The 16,692-nt window shown below is 68.7% G+C and carries 18 protein-coding genes; 8 read left to right on the top strand and 10 right to left on the bottom strand.

Annotated features, from left to right (window positions below):
• Positions 1-52: 52 nt before the first annotated feature.
• Positions 53-814 (top strand): DNA adenine methylase, encoded by a 762-nt coding sequence (locus ACVCL9_RS16515; RefSeq protein WP_447097328.1) that lies wholly within the window; start codon positions 53-55, stop codon positions 812-814.
• Here the strand turns inward: ACVCL9_RS16515 and ACVCL9_RS16510 are convergent.
• Together ACVCL9_RS16510 and ACVCL9_RS16505 are read right to left on the bottom strand one after the other, a co-directional pair.
• Positions 804-1,004 (bottom strand): DUF3606 domain-containing protein, encoded by a 201-nt coding sequence (locus ACVCL9_RS16510; protein ID WP_447097329.1) that lies wholly within the window; start codon positions 1,002-1,004, stop codon positions 804-806. The genes ACVCL9_RS16515 and ACVCL9_RS16510 overlap by 11 nt on opposite strands.
• A gap of 105 nt (positions 1,005-1,109) precedes the next feature.
• The gene (locus tag ACVCL9_RS16505; protein ID WP_447097330.1) at positions 1,110-1,658 is read right to left on the bottom strand and encodes an acyl carrier protein phosphodiesterase; all 549 of its coding nucleotides are present in this window, start codon (positions 1,656-1,658) and stop codon (positions 1,110-1,112) included.
• A 42-nt stretch (positions 1,659-1,700) separates the two neighbouring features.
• Between ACVCL9_RS16505 and ACVCL9_RS16500 the strand changes: the two genes are divergently transcribed.
• The 3 genes from ACVCL9_RS16500 to ACVCL9_RS16490 all read left to right on the top strand — a co-directional run bounded on the left by ACVCL9_RS16500 (position 1,701) and on the right by ACVCL9_RS16490 (position 4,929).
• Positions 1,701-2,390 (top strand): alpha/beta hydrolase, encoded by a 690-nt coding sequence (locus tag ACVCL9_RS16500; protein WP_395121331.1) that lies wholly within the window; start codon positions 1,701-1,703, stop codon positions 2,388-2,390.
• Positions 2,391-2,398: 8 nt separating this feature from the next.
• Positions 2,399-3,517, top strand: coding sequence for a cell division protein ZapE (gene zapE / locus ACVCL9_RS16495; RefSeq protein ID WP_395116289.1), 1,119 nt, complete (start codon positions 2,399-2,401; stop codon positions 3,515-3,517).
• A gap of 95 nt (positions 3,518-3,612) precedes the next feature.
• Entirely contained in the window at positions 3,613-4,929 is a 1,317-nt protein-coding gene (locus tag ACVCL9_RS16490; protein ID WP_447097331.1) for an amidohydrolase, read from the top strand.
• Positions 4,930-4,948: 19 nt separating this feature from the next.
• Here ACVCL9_RS16490 and ACVCL9_RS16485 read toward each other — a convergent pair whose 3' ends face one another.
• Both ACVCL9_RS16485 and gpmA read right to left on the bottom strand, forming a co-directional pair.
• Positions 4,949-5,509, bottom strand: coding sequence for a DUF1453 domain-containing protein (locus ACVCL9_RS16485; protein ID WP_447097332.1), 561 nt, complete (start codon positions 5,507-5,509; stop codon positions 4,949-4,951).
• Positions 5,510-5,606: 97 nt separating this feature from the next.
• Positions 5,607-6,350 (bottom strand): 2,3-diphosphoglycerate-dependent phosphoglycerate mutase, encoded by a 744-nt coding sequence (gpmA, locus tag ACVCL9_RS16480; RefSeq protein WP_395116283.1) that lies wholly within the window; start codon positions 6,348-6,350, stop codon positions 5,607-5,609.
• 142 nt (positions 6,351-6,492) lie between these two features.
• Between gpmA and ACVCL9_RS16475 the strand changes: the two genes are divergently transcribed.
• Positions 6,493-7,149: a hypothetical protein gene (locus tag ACVCL9_RS16475; protein WP_447097333.1), complete on the top strand. Its 657-nt coding sequence runs from the start codon at positions 6,493-6,495 to the stop codon at positions 7,147-7,149.
• Between the two features lie 87 nt (positions 7,150-7,236).
• On the opposite strand, the gene hemF is transcribed toward ACVCL9_RS16475, so the two are convergent.
• Positions 7,237-8,139: an oxygen-dependent coproporphyrinogen oxidase gene (hemF, locus tag ACVCL9_RS16470; RefSeq protein WP_395116279.1), complete on the bottom strand. Its 903-nt coding sequence runs from the start codon at positions 8,137-8,139 to the stop codon at positions 7,237-7,239.
• Between the two features lie 95 nt (positions 8,140-8,234).
• The gene (locus tag ACVCL9_RS16465; RefSeq protein ID WP_395116277.1) at positions 8,235-8,918 is read right to left on the bottom strand and encodes a YdcF family protein; all 684 of its coding nucleotides are present in this window, start codon (positions 8,916-8,918) and stop codon (positions 8,235-8,237) included.
• Positions 8,919-9,072: 154 nt separating this feature from the next.
• Here ACVCL9_RS16465 and ACVCL9_RS16460 point away from each other — a divergent pair, with 154 nt between their 5' ends.
• From ACVCL9_RS16460 to ACVCL9_RS16450, 3 genes are read left to right on the top strand one after another with little or no spacing between them, the layout of a single operon-like run.
• A complete protein-coding gene (locus ACVCL9_RS16460; protein WP_395116275.1) occupies positions 9,073-10,266 on the top strand; it encodes a beta-ketoacyl-[acyl-carrier-protein] synthase family protein in 1,194 nt (397 codons plus the stop codon).
• On the top strand, positions 10,263-11,054 hold the full coding sequence (locus tag ACVCL9_RS16455; protein ID WP_447097334.1) for a beta-ketoacyl synthase chain length factor: 792 nt from the start codon (positions 10,263-10,265) through the stop codon (positions 11,052-11,054). Before ACVCL9_RS16460 ends, ACVCL9_RS16455 begins: the two co-directional genes overlap by 4 nt.
• On the top strand, positions 11,051-11,812 hold the full coding sequence (locus ACVCL9_RS16450; RefSeq protein ID WP_395116271.1) for a glycosyltransferase family 2 protein: 762 nt from the start codon (positions 11,051-11,053) through the stop codon (positions 11,810-11,812). The genes ACVCL9_RS16455 and ACVCL9_RS16450 overlap by 4 nt, the downstream gene beginning before the upstream one ends.
• A 56-nt stretch (positions 11,813-11,868) precedes the next feature.
• Here the strand turns inward: ACVCL9_RS16450 and ACVCL9_RS16445 are convergent, their stop codons facing one another.
• The 4 genes from ACVCL9_RS16445 to hmgA all read right to left on the bottom strand — a co-directional run bounded on the left by ACVCL9_RS16445 (position 11,869) and on the right by hmgA (position 16,690).
• Positions 11,869-12,630 carry a helix-turn-helix domain-containing protein gene (locus ACVCL9_RS16445; protein WP_395116269.1) on the bottom strand — a complete coding sequence of 254 codons (762 nt, stop codon included), beginning with the start codon at positions 12,628-12,630 and terminating at the stop codon, positions 11,869-11,871.
• A 35-nt stretch (positions 12,631-12,665) separates the two neighbouring features.
• Complete coding sequence (gene hemN, locus ACVCL9_RS16440) at positions 12,666-14,066, bottom strand: oxygen-independent coproporphyrinogen III oxidase (RefSeq protein ID WP_395116267.1); 1,401 nt, start codon at positions 14,064-14,066, stop codon at positions 12,666-12,668.
• 301 nt (positions 14,067-14,367) lie between these two features.
• Entirely contained in the window at positions 14,368-15,354 is a 987-nt protein-coding gene (locus ACVCL9_RS16435) for a fumarylacetoacetate hydrolase family protein (RefSeq protein ID WP_447097335.1), read from the bottom strand.
• 37 nt (positions 15,355-15,391) lie between these two features.
• A complete protein-coding gene (gene hmgA / locus ACVCL9_RS16430) occupies positions 15,392-16,690 on the bottom strand; it encodes a homogentisate 1,2-dioxygenase (RefSeq protein WP_447097336.1) in 1,299 nt (432 codons plus the stop codon).
• Positions 16,691-16,692 lie beyond the last annotated feature (2 nt).

Genomic DNA, 16,692 nt, shown 5'->3' with positions numbered 1-16,692 from the left:
ATCACGGCGGGGCCAGCGTACGAACCAACGATCTCAGAAGTGGAGACGCAACATGGCAAAACCGATCCTCGCCTGGCCCGGCGGAAAGCGCAGGCTGGCAAAGCACATCCTCCCGCTCTTTGACAGCCCGCATCAGTGTTACGTCGAGCCCTTCGCCGGCGGTGCCGCGCTGCTGTTCATGCGTGCCACGCCGGCGCCGGTGGAGGTGCTCAACGATATGCACTCCGAACTGGTGCACCTGTACCGTTGCGTCCGCCATCACCTGGACGAGCTGGTGCGTCAGTTCCGCTGGGCGCTGGCCAGCCGCGAGATGTTCGAGTGGGCCAAGATGGAGCGACCCGAGACCCTGACCGATATCCAGCGCGCCGCGCGGTTCCTCTACCTGCAAAAGCTGGCTTTCGGCGCCAAGGTCAGCGACCACACCTTCGGCACCTCGGCCATGCAACCGCCACGCCTCAACCTGCTACGTCTGGAGGAGGACCTGTCCGCCGCGCACCTGCGCCTGGCCAGGGTCACCATCGAGCACCTGCCGTGGCAAGACTGCATCCGCCGCTACGACCGCCCCGACACCCTGTTCTACCTCGACCCGCCATACTGGCAGACCGAGGGCTACGCGAACGCGTTCCCCTGGACGGAATACGAGCAGCTCGCCGAAGTCATGGCCAACCTGCTGGGCCGCGCCATCCTCAGCATCAATGACCACCCCGACATCCGCCGCGCGTTCGCCCGCTTCAAGCAGCGCAAACTCACCGCCACCTACACCATCGGTGGAGGCAGGAAGGCCGCCGGCGAACTGCTCATGGTCACCCGGTAGCGGAACCACGGGCGGTGGGCTGGTCGAAGTCCTCCAGGGCATGCCTGGTGGCCAGATACAGCCCTACCGTCCCGACGTCCGTGCTGTGCGTGGCTCTCACGGCCGCCAGCAGCTCGGCGTCGCTACAGCTGAAATTGCCGCACCAGTGCGCCCGGCTGAGCGGGCTGCGCAAGTCGATTCGCTCGTCCATGCCTGTATCCTGCCGGCCAGGATCAGGCAGCGGAATCATCCCCCGCAGCGGGGCCCTGTAGGCGCCGGCCGCACAAGCGTGGTTTGAACCCCCTTCAACGGCCCATTACGATGCCGTCATTCCCCCTCCGCGGCGCTCCGCAAACCAAGTGTCCCGACTTTGCAAACCAAGTGGCCGCTTACAATTGGCTCGCGTCAATCGTTGCCCGATCCCGACCAGCGCCCGCCCCAGCACTGCTCGGTCGGCGTAGCCGCCAGGCAAGTCGTTGGCTTCCATGTAACTGCGGAACCGCCGCAACGCAGGCGTCAGCAAGGCATCGCGCCGCCGCAGCAGTCCACGCAGGCCGAGCGAGTAGTCCTCCAGCGGCTGTGCGCTCCAGCGTGGAAATTCCCGGGCCAGCAAGTGATCGAACCACATGTCCAGCAGGATGCCGGCGTAGCGGCGATACGGCGGCGGCAGCTGCGCCTTGGCGGCCAGCACGGCGGGGTGGGCGTCGGTGTAACCGTCGATGGCGCGGTGCAGGCGGATGCCGCGGATCACCCGTGGCGGGAACTGCGCCGGATCGGGCTGGCCGCGCACGAAGTCGCCGAGCAGGCCGCCCAGTTGCAGCGCCTCGTCATCGCCGGCCAGCAGCGCATGCGCCAGATGGTTCATTGCCGCGGGCGGCAGTGCGGCGTCGCGGTTATCATCGTGGGCATGAAACCCGCCTCGTTCCCTGCCGACCCTGCCGGCTTTCCGGATGTCGCCGCCAGTTTCGTGCTGACCGGCCCGGTCGGCAAGCTGGAAACCGTCACCGACATCGCCGAGCCTGACGGCGCGCGCCGAGGCGTGGCGGTGATCTGCCACCCGCTGACCAGCGAAGGCGGCAGCATGCACAACAAGGTGGTGACCATGGTCGAACGCGCGCTGCGCGAGTCGGGGCTGGATACCGTACGCTTCAACTTCCGCGGGGCGGGCAGTTCCGAGGGAAGTTTCGACAAGGGCCGCGGCGAGCGCGACGATCTCGCCGCCGTGGTCGCCTGGGTGCGTCGCGTGCGACCCGACGATGCGCTGTGGCTGGCCGGTTTCTCGTTCGGCAGCGGCGTGAGCATCGCCCAGGCGGCGCCGCTGCACGCCGATGCGCTGATCAGCATCGCGCCGCCGGCGGGCCGTTACGGGCTCGATGCGATCACGCCGCCGACCTGCCCCTGGCTGGTCGTGCAGGGCGAGGCCGACGAGGTGGTCGAACCGCAGGCGGTGTTCGACTGGCTCGACAGCCTGGAACACCCGCCCGAACTGGTGCGCATGCCCGACACCAGCCACTTCTTCCATCGCCGGCTGATGGATCTGCGCGGCGCGATCAAGCACGCCGTGCGCGACTGGCTGCCGCCGACACGCCAGGCCTGACCCCCTCCATGACCGAAACGTTTTTGCTCGCGCCCAGCGCGCGTTATGCCGAAGGCGTGGCCGCCCATCGCTGGGAGTCCGACCCCGCCCAGCTGGCGCTGCTGGCCGAGTTCGACCGCATGCATGCGGCACTGTGCGCGGAACCTGCCGGCGAAGGCGGCCTGTTCGGCCGGCTGAAATCGCTGCTGGGCAACGAGCCGCCGCCGGCCGTGCCCGGACTGTACCTGTGGGGCAGCGTGGGTCGCGGCAAGACGTTCCTGATGGACCTGTTCGCCGCCAGCCTGCCGCACGGCGTGGTGCTGCGGCGGCATTTCCACCGCTTCATGGGCGAGGTGCACGACAGCCTGCGCGCCCTGGGCGAGCGGCAGAGCCCGCTGGTGGAGGTCGCTGCCGGCATTGCCGGACGCTGCCGCGTGCTGTGCCTGGACGAGTTCCTGGTCAACGACATCGGCGACGCGATGATCCTGGCCAACCTGCTCGACGCATTGTTCGAGCGCGGGGTGAGCCTGGTCACCACCTCAAATACCGCGCCGGCGAACCTGTACAAGGACGGCCTGCAGCGCGCCCGATTCCTGCCCGCGATCGCGCTGATCGAGCAGCACTGCCACGTGGTCGAGATGGTTTCCGCGCATGACTGGCGCCTGCGCGCGCTGACCCAGGCGCCGGTCTACCTCACCCCGCCGGGCGCCGAGTCGCATCGCGCACTGGAGCGCATCTTCGCCAGCCAGGCCAGTGGCGCGATCGAACTCGACGGCATGCTGCGCATCAACGGCCGCGACATCCCGTTCCACAAGCGCGCCGAGACCATCCTGTGGTTCCAGTTCGCCGCGCTGTGCGAGGGCCCGCGCGCCGTGGCCGACTACATCGCGCTGGCCAAGGCCGGCCCGGCGGTGATCGTCGCCAACGTGCCGCAGTTCACCATCTACAGCGAGGACGCGGCGAAACGCTTCGTGCAACTGGTCGACGAGTTCTACGACCGGCGCGTGAAGCTGGTGCTTTCCGCCGCCGCGCCGATCACCGAGCTCTACGACGGCGAGCGCCTGCGCGCCGAATTCGGCCGCACCGAATCGCGCCTGATCGAGATGCAGAGCGAGGAATACCTCGCGCTGGAGCATCGACCCGAATGAGCCGGCGGCGCCTGCGCGGCGCAGAGGCCGGCCATCACGTAGGCACCAGCCTGTCCAGGCGCTAGCATCGAGCGACCCCCGCCATGGAGACAGCCATGCATCGCACCGCCTTCGCCCTGGCGCTTGCCGCCCTGGTCGCCTCGCCGCTGCACGCCGCCGATACCCGCCAGACGCCGACCCGTCAGGTAGAGGCCATGGTGCAGCAGGAGCTGCCGCAGGTCACCGCGTGGCGGCGCGATATCCACCAGCACCCGGAACTGAGCAACCGCGAGGTGCGCACCTCGGCGCTCGTGGCCAGGGAGTTGAAGAAGCTGGGATTGGAAGTGCATGCGGGGATCGCCCACACCGGCGTGGTCGCGCTGTTGAAGGGGGATTTGCCCGGGCCGCGCCTGGCGCTGCGCGCGGACATGGATGCGCTGCCGGTGACCGAAGAGGTCGACCTGCCCTTCGCCTCGAAGGCGAAGGGCGAGTACCGCGGCAAGGAGACCGGCGTGATGCACGCCTGCGGCCATGACGCGCACACGGCGATGCTGCTGGGCATCGCGCAGGCGCTTGCCGGCATGAAAAGGCAACTGCACGGCTCGGTGCTGTTCGTGTTCCAGCCGGCGGAGGAAGGCGCACCGGCCGGCGAGGAGGGTGGCGCCGAGCTGATGCTGAAGGAAGGCATGTTCCGCGACTACAAGCCGGATGCGATGTTCGGCATGCACGTGGTCAGCTCGCTCAACGTGGGCACCGTCTCGGTGCGGCCGGGGCCGACCATGGCCGGCTCGGACTGGTTCAAGCTGGTCGTGCACGGGCGCCAGACCCACGGTGCCATGCCGTGGAACGGAATCGATCCGATCGTCACCGCGGCGGAGATCATCAGCGCGTCGCAGACCATCGTCAGCCGCCAGCTCGACATCAGCAAGCTTCCGGCGGTGCTCAGTTTCGGCATCGTCGATGGCGGCGCGCGCTACAACATCGTGCCCGACCAGGTGGAGTTGCAAGGCACGCTGCGCACCTTCGACCCCGCCATGCGGAAGCAGGCGCTGGACGGCCTCAAGCGCATCGCCGAAAACGTCGCCGCCGCGCATGGCGCCACGGTGGACGAGCAGATTCCCCTGCTCAGCAACCCGGTGCTGGTGAATGACGACAAGCTGGCCGCAGACGTGCGCGCCAGCCTGGTGCGCATCAACGGCGCAGCGCAGGTGCGCGAGGCGAAACCGTGGATGGCGTCGGAGGATTTCGCGCTGTTCGCCGAGGCGGTCCCCAGCGTGTATTTCTTCGTCGGCGCCACGCCGAAAGGCCAGGATGCCGCGACCGCGCCGGCCAACCATTCGCCGAAGTTCTTCCTTGACGAGGGCGCCCTGAAGGTCGGCATGCAGTCGATGCTGCAGGCAAGCCTGGACTATCTGGGAGCCGCGGGGCCGTGAAGCGCCGGGCCGCCCCGGATCACTCGACGTGCGCGGCCGCCGCCGCAGGATGCGCGCGCAGGAAGCGCCGATGGTGCACCAGCACGCCGCTGTAATAGGCGATGTAGTAACCGACCAGCAGGCCGATCACCAGCATGGTCAGCGGGCTGGACGCGTAGCCCATCGGCTGCATCGACGTGCCCGCGTCTGCCGCCGCCTGCGCGTGCTGCAGCTGCGGCCACACCACCATCAGCCGCCAGGCCAGGCGCCCGAGCAGCAGCACGGTGAGCAGGGCGCCGATCCACGGATTGGGCACGTAGCAGTCGCCCTTGGCCGGATCGACCTCGAAGCGGGTCAGCCGCAAGCCGAACAGACCGATCGCGGCGCCGATCAGCACCCCGCCGAGCAACCCTTCGGCCAACGCCAGATGATGGAAACCGCTCAGCGCCAGCAGGCCACCGATGACCGCGAAGATCACGATGCGGGCGATCATCCGCTTGCGCCGGATCGGCTGGCGACCGAACTGCCGGCTGACCCGCCGCCACACGATCCAGGCCAGCAGCGGCAGCATGATCAGATAACTGGTCAGATGGGCGGGCATGGCGTGGTCCGGTGGATGAGGGACTGGGGGCCGGGGTTCGGGAAGGCACCCGCACCGGCTGCCGGCGATTTTGCTCCTGGCGAAGCCCGAATCCCGGCTACTTCGCCTTGCCCTGGTTGGCCACCGCGGCCATCTTCGCCGCGATCGCCTCGGCGTCGCCCAGGTAGTAATGGCGCAACGGCTTCAGTTCGTCGTCGAATTCATACACCAGCGGCACGCCGTTGGGGATGTTGAGCTCGACGATCGCCTCGTCGGAGATGCCGTCCAGATATTTCACCAGCGCGCGCAGCGAGTTGCCGTGCGCGGCGACCAGCACGCGCTGGCCCGCCTTGATCGCCGGCGCCAGCACCTGGTGCCAGTACGGCAGCACGCGCGCCACGGTGTCCTTCAGGCACTCGGTATCGGGGATGTCCTTCGGGTCGAGCTTCGCGTAACGCGGATCGTGCACCGACTCGTTCGCGGCGCGCTCCAGCGGCGGCGGCGGCACGTCGTAGCTGCGCCGCCAGATCTTCACCTGCTCCTCGCCGTACTTCGCCGCGGTCTCGGCCTTGTTCAGGCCGGTGAGGCCGCCGTAGTGACGCTCGTTGAGGCGCCAGTCGGTGACCACCGGCAGCCACATCAGGCCCATCTCGTCCTGCACGCCCCACAGCGTGCGCACGGCCCGCTTGAGCACCGAGGTGTGCGCCACGTCGAAGCTGTAGCCGCCTTCGGTCAGCAGGCGGCCCGCTTCGCGCGCCTCCGCCCTGCCCTGCTCGGTGAGGTCGACGTCGGCCCAGCCGCTGAAGCGGTTGTCGAGGTTCCACTGCGATTGGCCGTGGCGGATCAGGACGAGCTTGTGCATGGGTGCGCTCAGCAAACGGGATGAACCGCGAATGGTGCAGTGCGGCTCCGGCAGCGTCAAATCCGCACCCTGCCACAGGTCATGGCAAACCTTTGCCGCGGCGGCGGCATCCTAGAGACTCCCACCGACCACGGAGCCTGCCATGCATCGCATCTCGACCATTCTTCTCCTGTGCACGTTCGCCTTGCTGCCTGCCCTGGCAGTGGCCCGCGACGGCGACATCGACAAGGTCAACGGCGCGGTACGCGTCGAGGCGGGCCAACAGGCCGGCGACGTCAGCTCGGTCAACGGCGCGGTCCATGTCGGCGATGGCGCCACCGTGCGCAAGGCCGGCACGGTCAACGGCGCGGTGGAGCTCGGCGACCGCGCCCAGGCCACCGCGGTGGACACCGTCAACGGCTCGATCACGCTGGGCGAAGCCAGCAAGGTCAGTGGTGACGTGAGCGCGGTCAACGGCAGCATCCGCCTGGCGCGCGGCGCCGAGGTCGGCGGCAAGCTGGGCAACGTCAACGGCGCCATCGTGCTGGATGCCGCCCACGTCGCCGGCGGTCTGGCCACGGTCAGCGGCGACATCAGCGTGGGCGAAAACTCGCGCGTCGAAGGCGGCATCCTGATCGACAAGCAGAACGGCTGGTTCAACTTCAACAGCCGCAAGCCGGTGGTGGTGATCGGCCCGCACGCCGTGGTGCAGGGCACGCTGGAGTTCCGCCGCGAGGTGGAACTGAAAGTCAGCGACAGCGCCACGATCGGCCCGGTGAAGGGGGCAACAGTGGAGAAATTCAGCGGGGCCACTCCGTAGGTCAGATCGTAGGGCGGGCAATGCCCGCCGCGGTCGCGACATGCTAACGGGCATCGGCGGGCGGTGCCCGCCCTACGCGCGGCTGCGTCAGACCCAGTCGCGCGGCTTCAGGTAGTCGGCGAGCTTCGCCTCGGCGGAGCCGGCTTCCGGCTGGTACGCATACTCGAAGCGCACGCGCGGCGGCAGGCTCATCAGGATCGATTCGGTGCGGCCGCCGGACTGCAGGCCGAACAAGGTGCCGCGGTCGTAGACCAGGTTGAACTCCACGTAGCGACCGCGCCGGTACAGCTGGAACTCGCGCTCGCGCTCGCCGTACGGCGTGGCCTTGCGCCGTTCGACAATCGGCAGATAGGCATCGAGGAAACCCTGGCCGACGTCACGGGTGAACGCGAAGCAGCGCTCGAAGCCGCCCTCGTTCATGTCGTCGTAGAACAGCCCGCCCACGCCGCGCGTTTCGTCGCGGTGCTTCAGGTAGAAGTACTCGTCGCACCATTGCTTGTAGCGCGGATACACGTCCGGGCCATACGGTTCGCACAGGTCGCGCGCCACGGTATGCCAGTGGCGCACGTCCTCGTCCACCGGGTAGAACGGGGTGAGGTCGAAGCCGCCGCCGAACCACCACACCGGCTCCACGCCTTCCTTGCTGGCCTCGAAGTAGCGCACGTTGGCATGCGTGGTCGGCACGTGCGGGTTCTTCGGATGCAGCACCAGCGACACGCCGGTGGCGATGAAGCTGCCGCCGGCCAGCTCGGGCCGGTGCGCGGTGGCGCTGGGTGGCAGCTGATGCCCATGCACGCGCGAGAAATTCACCCCGGCCTGCTCGAACACCGCGCCATCGCGCAGCACGCGGGTGCGCCCGCCACCGCCCGCCGCGCGGGTCCACGCATCCTCGACGAAGCGTGCGCCGCCGTCGGCCTGCTCGATCGCCGCGCAGATGCGGTCCTGCAGTTCGCGCAGGAAGGTTTCGGCAAGGTCGGCTTGTGCACTCATCGTCTGGCCCGAAAGATTCGATGGCGCCAAGCTTAGCAAGCAGCCGTGCGCGACCGGCTGCGGTGCAGCGCCGCGCCGGCCTGATCCGGCACAATTCAACTGATGCGTGCGGCCATGCGCGCGTGCCCGATCAACCGCGCCCAGCGCATGCCGATGTCGATCCACATCAGGTAGCCCGCTTCCAGCACGAGCCGGCCGAGGTAGCGCGCATGCCGCGGCAGCGTCGGTTCCGCCGCCACGGCAATGCTGTCGAAGCCGAGCCGCTGCGCCAGCAGCAGACAGCGCGCAAGGTGGTAGCGGCTGGTCACCAGCGCCACCGGCGGCAGGTGGCCTCGTTCCAGCAGCAGCCGGCGCGCATGGCGCAGGTTCTCCAGCGAGTCGATCGAATCCTGTTCGAGCTCCACGCGCACGTCGCCGGTCAGCTCGTGCTGGCGCAACCAGGCCTCGCCGGCAGCGGCCTCGCTCAGCTCGCTGCCGCTGCAACCGCCGAGCAGCAGCAGATGATCGGTCTGTTGCTGCCGTGCCAGGACCAGCGCGCGCTGCAGGCGCTGCCGGTAATCATGGCCGGGCGCGTCATGTTCCAGCCGGCGGCCGAACACCAGCACGGTCATCCGTCGCGGCGGCGACAGCGGGCTGCGCGTGGCGATGCGCCATACATGGACCAGATAGCCGAGCCAGACCAGGCCGGCACTGAGCACCACGACCAGCCCGGTGACCACTGCCGCATGCAGCACGTCGGCGTCGCGCAGGTATTTCGAGGGTTTTCGCGGGGCGGACACGCCAAGGCATCGTCGGTGCGGGAGACGCGACAGCTTAACGGTGTACGACGTTCGCGGCATCTTCATGCCGTGCTGGCCACGATCGGACTCCGCCGATGGTCGCAGGCTAGGCAAGCTGCAGGGCGACCGCTAGGCTTTCGCGATGCCTCATGTGATGACACCTCTCGCGGTCACCGCGCACACCGCCACGTCGGCACTCGGCCACGGGCTCGACGCCCAGCTCGACGCGTTGCGCGGCGAGCGCAGCGGCCTGCGTCCGAACGATTTCAGCAGTGCGCCGCTGACATGCTGGATCGGCCGCGTCGATGGCCTGGAAACCGCCGCGCTGCCCGCCGCGCTCGCGTCATGGGATTGCCGCAACAACCGGCTGGCCTGGCTCGGCCTGAATCAGGACGGCTTCCTCGACCGCGTGCGCGCCGCGCGCGCGCGCTACGGCGCCGGCCGCGTCGCCTTGCTGCTGGGCACCTCCACCGCCAGCATCGGCGCCACCGAGGAGGCGTATCGGCGGCTCGACGCCGACGGCGGTTTTCCCGACGACATGCTGCGCCCGGCGATCCACGCGCCGCATTCGCTGGCCGCCTTCGTGGCCGCGGCGCTGGCACTGGAAGGGCCGTGCCTGACCGTCTCCACCGCCTGCTCGTCCAGCGCCAAGGTGTTCGCCAGCGCCGAGCGGATGCTGCGGCTGGGCCTGATCGACGCGGCCGTGGTCGGCGGCGTGGACACCTTGTGCGACAGCGTGCTGTTCGGTTTCAACGCGCTGGAACTGGTCTCGCCCGAGCCGTGCCGGCCGTTCGACGCGGCGCGCAACGGCATCTCGATCGGCGAGGCCGCCGGCTTCGCGCTGCTGGAGCGCATCGACACCGCACCCGATGCACCCCGCCTGCTGGGCTACGGCGAATCCAGCGACGCGCACCACATGTCCACGCCGCACCCGCAAGGACTCGGTGCGGAGCTGGCACTGAACGACGCGCTGGCGCGCGCCGGGCTCGATCCTGCGCAGGTCGGCTACATCAACCTGCACGGCACCGCCAGCCAGAAGAACGACGAAGTGGAAGCGGCGCTGGTCGCGCGCGCCTTCCCGGCTACCACGCGGGCCAGCTCCACCAAGGGTTTCACCGGCCACACGCTGGGTGCCGCAGGCATCGTCGAGGCGACCATGGCGCTGCAGGCGATCGAACACGACCTGGTGCCCGGCAACCTCGGCGGCGACACGCCCGACCCGGTCTGCGGCGCGCAGTTCGCCTGGCACAACGAGCAGCAGCGCATCGACGTGGCACTCAGCAACTCGTTCGGCTTCGGCGGCAACAATGCCTGCCTGGCCTTCGCCCGCGCGGGGTTCGTCGCATGAGCGACTTGCGCGTCTACGTCGAAGGCATCGGCCTGTGGTCGCCGCAGCTGGCCGACTTCGCCGCATTGCGCAGCCTGCTCGCCGGACAGACGCCAGCGCCGCCGCCGGCGCGCCCCACTGCCGCCACGCTGCCGCCGAACGAGCGCCGGCGCGCGCCGGCCAGCGTGCTGCTGGCGATCGAGGCGGCCGGACAGGCGGTCGCGATGAGCGGCCGCGACGCCGCCACGCTGGCGTGCGTGTTCGCCTCCTCGCACGGCGACCAGACGATCACCGATTACATGTGCGCCACGCTCGCCCATGCGCCGGCCGAGCTGTCGCCGATCCGCTTCCACAACTCGGTGCACAACGCCGCCGTCGGCTACTGGACCATCGCCACCGGCTGCCACGCGCCGTCCACCGCGATCGCCGCGCAGGCAGCCAGCTTCGGTGCCGGCCTGCTCGAAGCGGCCAGCCAGGTGCTGACCGAGCAACGCGCGGTGTTGCTGGTGTGCAGCGACGGCGCCGGCAGCTGGCCACTGGCCGAAGTCACCGACTGCGACCAGCCTTTCGCCTGCGCGCTGGTGCTGGCCCCTGCGGCGGGCGCGGCCACGCTGGCCCGGCTCGACCTGCAGCTGGCCCCGCCGCAGCCCGACGATGCCCTGCCCGAGCCACTGGCCGGTTGGTGCCGGGGCAATCCATCGGCCCGCAGCCTCGCCCTGCTCGCCGTGCTGGCCAGTAATGCGGGATCATGCCGGCTGGCCGCCGCCCCCGCGCTGGGATTGCAGATCGCCATGGAGAAGGTCGCGTGAATACATCCACCGCACGCTGGTGCGTCCTGATCCCCTGTCTCAACGAGGAGGCGGCGATCCGCGCAGTGATCGAATCCGTGCTCGCGCTGGAGGCTCCGGTGATCGTGATCGACGACGGCTCGGACGATCGCACGCCGGATATCGCTGCCAGCCTGCCGGTAACCCTGCTGCGCCACGAACAACGCTGCGGCAAGGGCGAGGCGCTGCGCCGGGGCTTCCGCGAGGCGCTGCGCCTGGGCTACGACGCGGTACTGACGATGGACGGCGACGGCCAGCACCTGGCCAGCGACATCCCGCGCATCGTCGCCGCCGCCGCGCGCTACCCGCAACACATCGTGATCGGCGCGCGGCTGCTGGACAAGGCGCAGCAACCGAAGGGCCGTCGCCGGGCCAACGCGGTCGCCGACTGGGGCATCTCGTGGGCCTGCGCCCAACCGGTGGCCGACACCCAGAGCGGCCAGCGCTGGTATCCGCGCGAGGCACTGGAACTGGTCGACCTGGCCGCGGAGAACTTCGTGTTCGAGGCCGCCATCCTGATCGCCGCCTCGCGCGAGAAGAAACTCGGCATCGTCTCGGTGCCGATCGCCTCGCGCTACCACGGCACGTTCCGCCCCAGCCACCTGAAACCGGTGCGCGACGTCACCCGCATCACCACCTACACGATCGGCCGGGTGATCCACTACGGCGACATCATCGCCAGCTATCGCCGCTCGCGCGCGCGTCCGCGAGTGATCGAGGAAGCCGTGCCGGCAGCTTAGAGACACCATGGCCAAGTCCTCGCTGGAACGACGGCCTGGTCAGAACACCTTGGAACTCAGTCCGGCAGCAGCGCCTGGCCGAGCTGGCGCAGGGCATCGGGGTTGAGCAGCTCCAGTTCGCGACCCTCGATGCGGATCAGGTTCTGGCTGCGGAAGCGGCTCAGCACGCGGCTCACCGTTTCGGCGGCCAGGCGCAGGTAGTTGGCGATGTCGCCGCGCGACATGCTGAGGTGGAAGCGCGTGGCGGAGAAACCGCGCGCGGCATAGCGTCCGGCGAGATCCATCAGGAACGCCGCCATGCGCTCGTCCGCGCTGTGGTCGCCGGCCAGCAGGCTGGCGCTGCCCAGTTCCTTGCTCAACAGGCGGAACAGGTGCTTCTGCACTGCCGGTATGCGCGAGGCCAGCGCGCTCATCGCGGGGAAGGAGAAACGGCAGAAGAACGAGGTATCCAGCGCCACCGCGTCGCAGGGGAAGTGCTCGGGATAGATCGCGTTGAGGCCGATCACCTCGCCGGGCAGGTAGAAACCCAGCACCTGCTCGCGGCCCTCCTTGTCCACCATGCGGGTTTTCACCGTGCCGCTGCGCACCGCGAAGATCGCGCGGAACGGATCGCCGGTGCGGAAGATGTGCTCGCCGGCACGGAACGGCCCGACGTGCTCGACCAGGCATTGCAACTGCGCCAGCTCGGGCTTGTTGTAGCCCGCAGCGATGCAGGCACTGGAGAACGCACAGGTACCGCAGAAGTGCGCCTCGTCGCCGTCGTCGGCAATCGGATTGGGCGGCTCGGGCAGGCGCCCTGCCGGGTGCTTGGAATCCATGATGCGATCGGGTTGCCTGGTCGGAGCTGCGTGGATCAGATCACGCGCGAATAGCGCGCCGCCTGTGCCTTGTCGTCGAGATAGGCGTCAAAGCACATGGCGATGATACGCAACAGCAGACGGCCCCGCGAGGTCACCCGCACCTCGCGCGCGTCGTCTTCCACCAAACCGTCGGCCACCAGCGGCGCGAGGCGTTCGCGCGCGCGCACGAAATATTCGTCGAACAGCAGCCGATGGCGCGCACCGAACTGCTGCTTGTCGACCACCCCGTGGCACATCAGCTCGCCGATCAGCTCGCGCCGGATCAGGTCGTCCTCATCCAGCTCCAGCCCGCGCGCCACCGGCAGCCGGCCAGCGTCCAGCGCCCCGTAATAGCCCATCAGGTCGCGCGCGTTCTGGCTGTAGCTGTCGCCGATGCGGCCGATCGCGCTGACGCCCAGCCCCACGATGTCGCAGTGGCCGTGGGTCGAATAGCCCTGGAAATTGCGTTGCAGCGTGCCGGCGCGCTGCGCCAGCACCAGTTCGTCGGTGGCCTTGGCGAAATGGTCCATGCCGACATAGACGTAACCCGCCGCCGACAACTGCGCCACCGCGCGGCCGAACAGGGCCAGCCGCGTGGCGGCGTCGGGCAGGTCGGCTGCGGCGATTTGCCGCTGCGCCTTGAACATCTCCGGCAGGTGCGCGTAGCCGTAGACGGCCACGCGATCCGGGTCGAGCGACACCACCTGCTCCAGCGTGCGGCTGAAGCCCTCGACGGTCTGCAGCGGCAGGCCGTAGATCAGATCCACGCTGGTCGAGCGGAACCACGACTTGCGCGCCGCCTCGAGCACCTCGCGGGTTTGCTCGAAACTCTGGATGCGGTTGACTGCTTCCTGCACCGCCGGGTCGAAATCCTGGATGCCCACCGACATGCGGTTGAAACCCAGCTCGCCCAGGCCGTGCACATAGGCACCGTCGGCGAAGCGCGGGTCGATCTCGATGCCGAATTCGCGATCCGCCGCGCGGCTGAAGCTGAAATGCCGCGCCAGCGATTCCAGCAGTTCGCCCATCTGGCGGATGTCGAGGAAGTTGGGCGTGCCGCCGCCGAAGTGCAGCTGGCGCACCGGACGGTCGCGGTCGAACAACGGCGCGATCAGCTCGATCTCGCGGTACAGCCGTTCGAGGTAGCGATCGGCCTGACTGTGGTCGCGCGTGATGATGCGGTTGCAGCCGCAGTAGAAGCACGGGCTCATGCAGAACGGCACGTGCACGTACAGCGAGAGCGGGCGCGGGATCGGCTCCTCGTTGGACGCCCGGATCACGCCGCGCAGCACGGTTTCGTCGAATTCGGTCTTGAACTGCGGCGCCGTCGGATAGCTGGTGTAACGCGGACCGGCCACGTCGTAACGGGCAATCAGCGCAGGGTCGAAGTCGGGAGGTTCGATGGGAGTGGCCATGGGGACGAGTCTGTCCACCCCCCTGCCCGTCCGCCTTGATCCGGATCAACCCGCCGGAAGTCGCGTCAACCTGCCGCAGCGTCTTTGATGCAGGGAATGGAGAATAGGGAATCGGGAATCGGGGAAACACGCACGCCGAGGTGCTCCCGCTGGCGAAACGCTTCACACGCAGGCATCGCCCGTCCTCGGTGAAGCGCTTGGCTCGCGCGGCGTGTCGACGGGCATGATGCTCTATTCCCTATTCCCTATTCCCTATTCCCTATTCCCTATTCCCTATTCCCTATTCCCCATTCCCGGCCTTTCAGCGCTTGAGCGGTTCGACCTGCTGCTCGATGGAGCCGAAGATCGAGGCGCCGGCAGCGTCGGTGACGTCGATCTTCAGGCGGTCGCCGAACTTGAGGAACGGCGTGGACGGCTTGCCATCGCGCAGCGTTTCCACGGTGCGCTGCTCGGCCAGGCAGGAGGCGCCCTTGCCGGTGTCCTGGTTGGCGATGGTGCCGGAGCCGACGATGGTGCCGGCGGTGAGCGGACGCGTTTTCGCCACGTGGGCCACCAGCTCGGCGAAGGAGAACTGCATGTCCACGCCACACTCGGCCTCGCCGAACCAGGCGCCGTTGAGCCAGGTGCGCATCGGCAGGTGCAGCTTGTCACCCTGCCAGGCGTCGCCCAGTTCGTCCGGCGTCACCAGCACCGGCGACAGCGCGGAGCGCGGCTTGGACTGCAGGAAGCCGAAGCCCTTGGCCAGCTCGCCCGGAATCAGTCCGCGCAGGCTGACGTCGTTGACCAGGCCCACCAGCTGGATGTGTCCGGACGCCTGCGTCGGCGTCGCCGCCATCGGCACGTCGTCGGTGACCACGATCACTTCCGCTTCCAGGTCGATGCCGAAATCCTCGCTGGGCACCACCACCGGATCGCGCGGGCCGAGGAAGCCGGCGCTGGTGGCCTGGTACATCAGCGGGTCGGTGTAGAACGAGGCCGGCACCTCGGCGCCGCGCGCCTTGCGCACGCGCTCCACGTGCGGCAGGTAGGCCGAGCCGTCGACGAACTCGTAGGCGCGCGGCAGCGGCGAGGCCAGCGCGTGGACGTCCAGCGCAAAGGCGCCAGCGGCATGGCCGGCATTCAACTCTTCGGACAGCGCATTGAGCCGCGGCGCCGCGTTCGACCAGTCGTCCAGCGCCGCCTGCAGCGTCGGCGCGATGGCGTCGGCCTTCACCGCGCGGGAGAGGTCGCGGCTGACCACGATCAGCGTGCCGTCGCGGCCGCCTTCCTTGAGAGATCCGAGTTTCATCGTGTCGCCTTGTATGTGCTTCGTGGATGGATGGCCGTCACGGCGCGAAGTGCTTCGCGATGCCCTGCCAGCAGGCGTAATAGTTCTGCTGCAACTGCGGCGCGTCCAGCGCCTGCTGCGTGGGCCGGATCACCTTGCGCGTCTCGAACATGAAGGCCATGGTGGCGGTGATGACGTCAGGCTTGGACAGGTCGGCAGTCGAAGCCTTCTCGAACGTCGCCGCATCCGGGCCGTGCGCGCTCATGCAGTTGTGCAGCGAGGCGCCGCCGGGCACGAAGCCCTCGGCCTTGGCGTCGTACACGCCGGTGATCAGGCCCATGAACTCGCTGGCCACGTTGCGGTGGAACCACGGCGGCCGGAACGTGTGCTGCGCGACCAGCCAGCGCGGCGGGAAGATCGCGAAATCCACGTTTGCCGTGCCGGCGGTGTCGCTGGGCGAGGTCAGCACGGTGAAGATCGACGGATCGGGATGGTCGACGCTGATCGAGCCGATCGTGTTGAAACGGCGCAGGTCGTACTTGTACGGCGCGTAATTGCCGTGCCAGCCGACCACGTCCAGCGGCGAATGGCCGATCTTCGCCGACCACAACGCACCCTGGAATTTCGCCACCAGTTCGAACGCGCCCTCGACGTCCTCGTACGCTGCCACCGGGGTGAGGAAGTCGCGCGCGTTGGCCAGGCAATTGGAGCCGATCGGGCCGAGATCCGGCAGCCGCAGCAGCGCGCCGAAGTTCTCGCAGACGTAACCGCGCGCCTCGCCATCGAGCAGGTCCACGCGGAAGCGCACGCCACGCGGAACCACCGCGATCTCCTGCGGCTCCAGCTCGATCACGCCCAGCTCGGTGGCCAGCCGCAGCCGACCCTGTTGCGGCACGATCAGCAGCTCACCGTCGGCGTCGTGGAAGAACCGCCCCTGCATCGAGCGATTGGCCGCATACAGATGGATGCCGATGCCCGCCTGCTCCGCCGGCCCGCCATTGCCGGCCAGGGTGACCAGGCCGTCGATGAAATCCGTCGGCTGCGCCGGCAGCGGCAGCGGATCCCAGCGCAACTGGTTCGGCGTGGCCGGCGCCTCGTCGAAACGATTGTGGAAGGTGGCATGCGCCAGCGGCTGGAACGGCTCGTGCACCGCCGCCGGGCGAATCCGGTACAGCCAGCTGCGCCGGTTGCTATGACGCGGCGCGGTGAACGCGGTGCCCGACAGCTGCTCCGCATACAGTCCGTGCGCCACGCGTTGCGGCGAGTTCTGTCCTTCCGGCAGCGTGCCGGGAATGGCCTCGCTGGCGAACTCGTTGCCGAAACCCGACTGGTAACCCTTGCTGACGCCGATCGCCATGG

The organism is Rhodanobacter sp. UC4438_H5 (genome assembly GCF_052978405.1).
The sequence above is the reverse complement of the archived record's forward strand: the minus strand, read 5'-3'. Positions and strand labels throughout refer to the sequence as shown.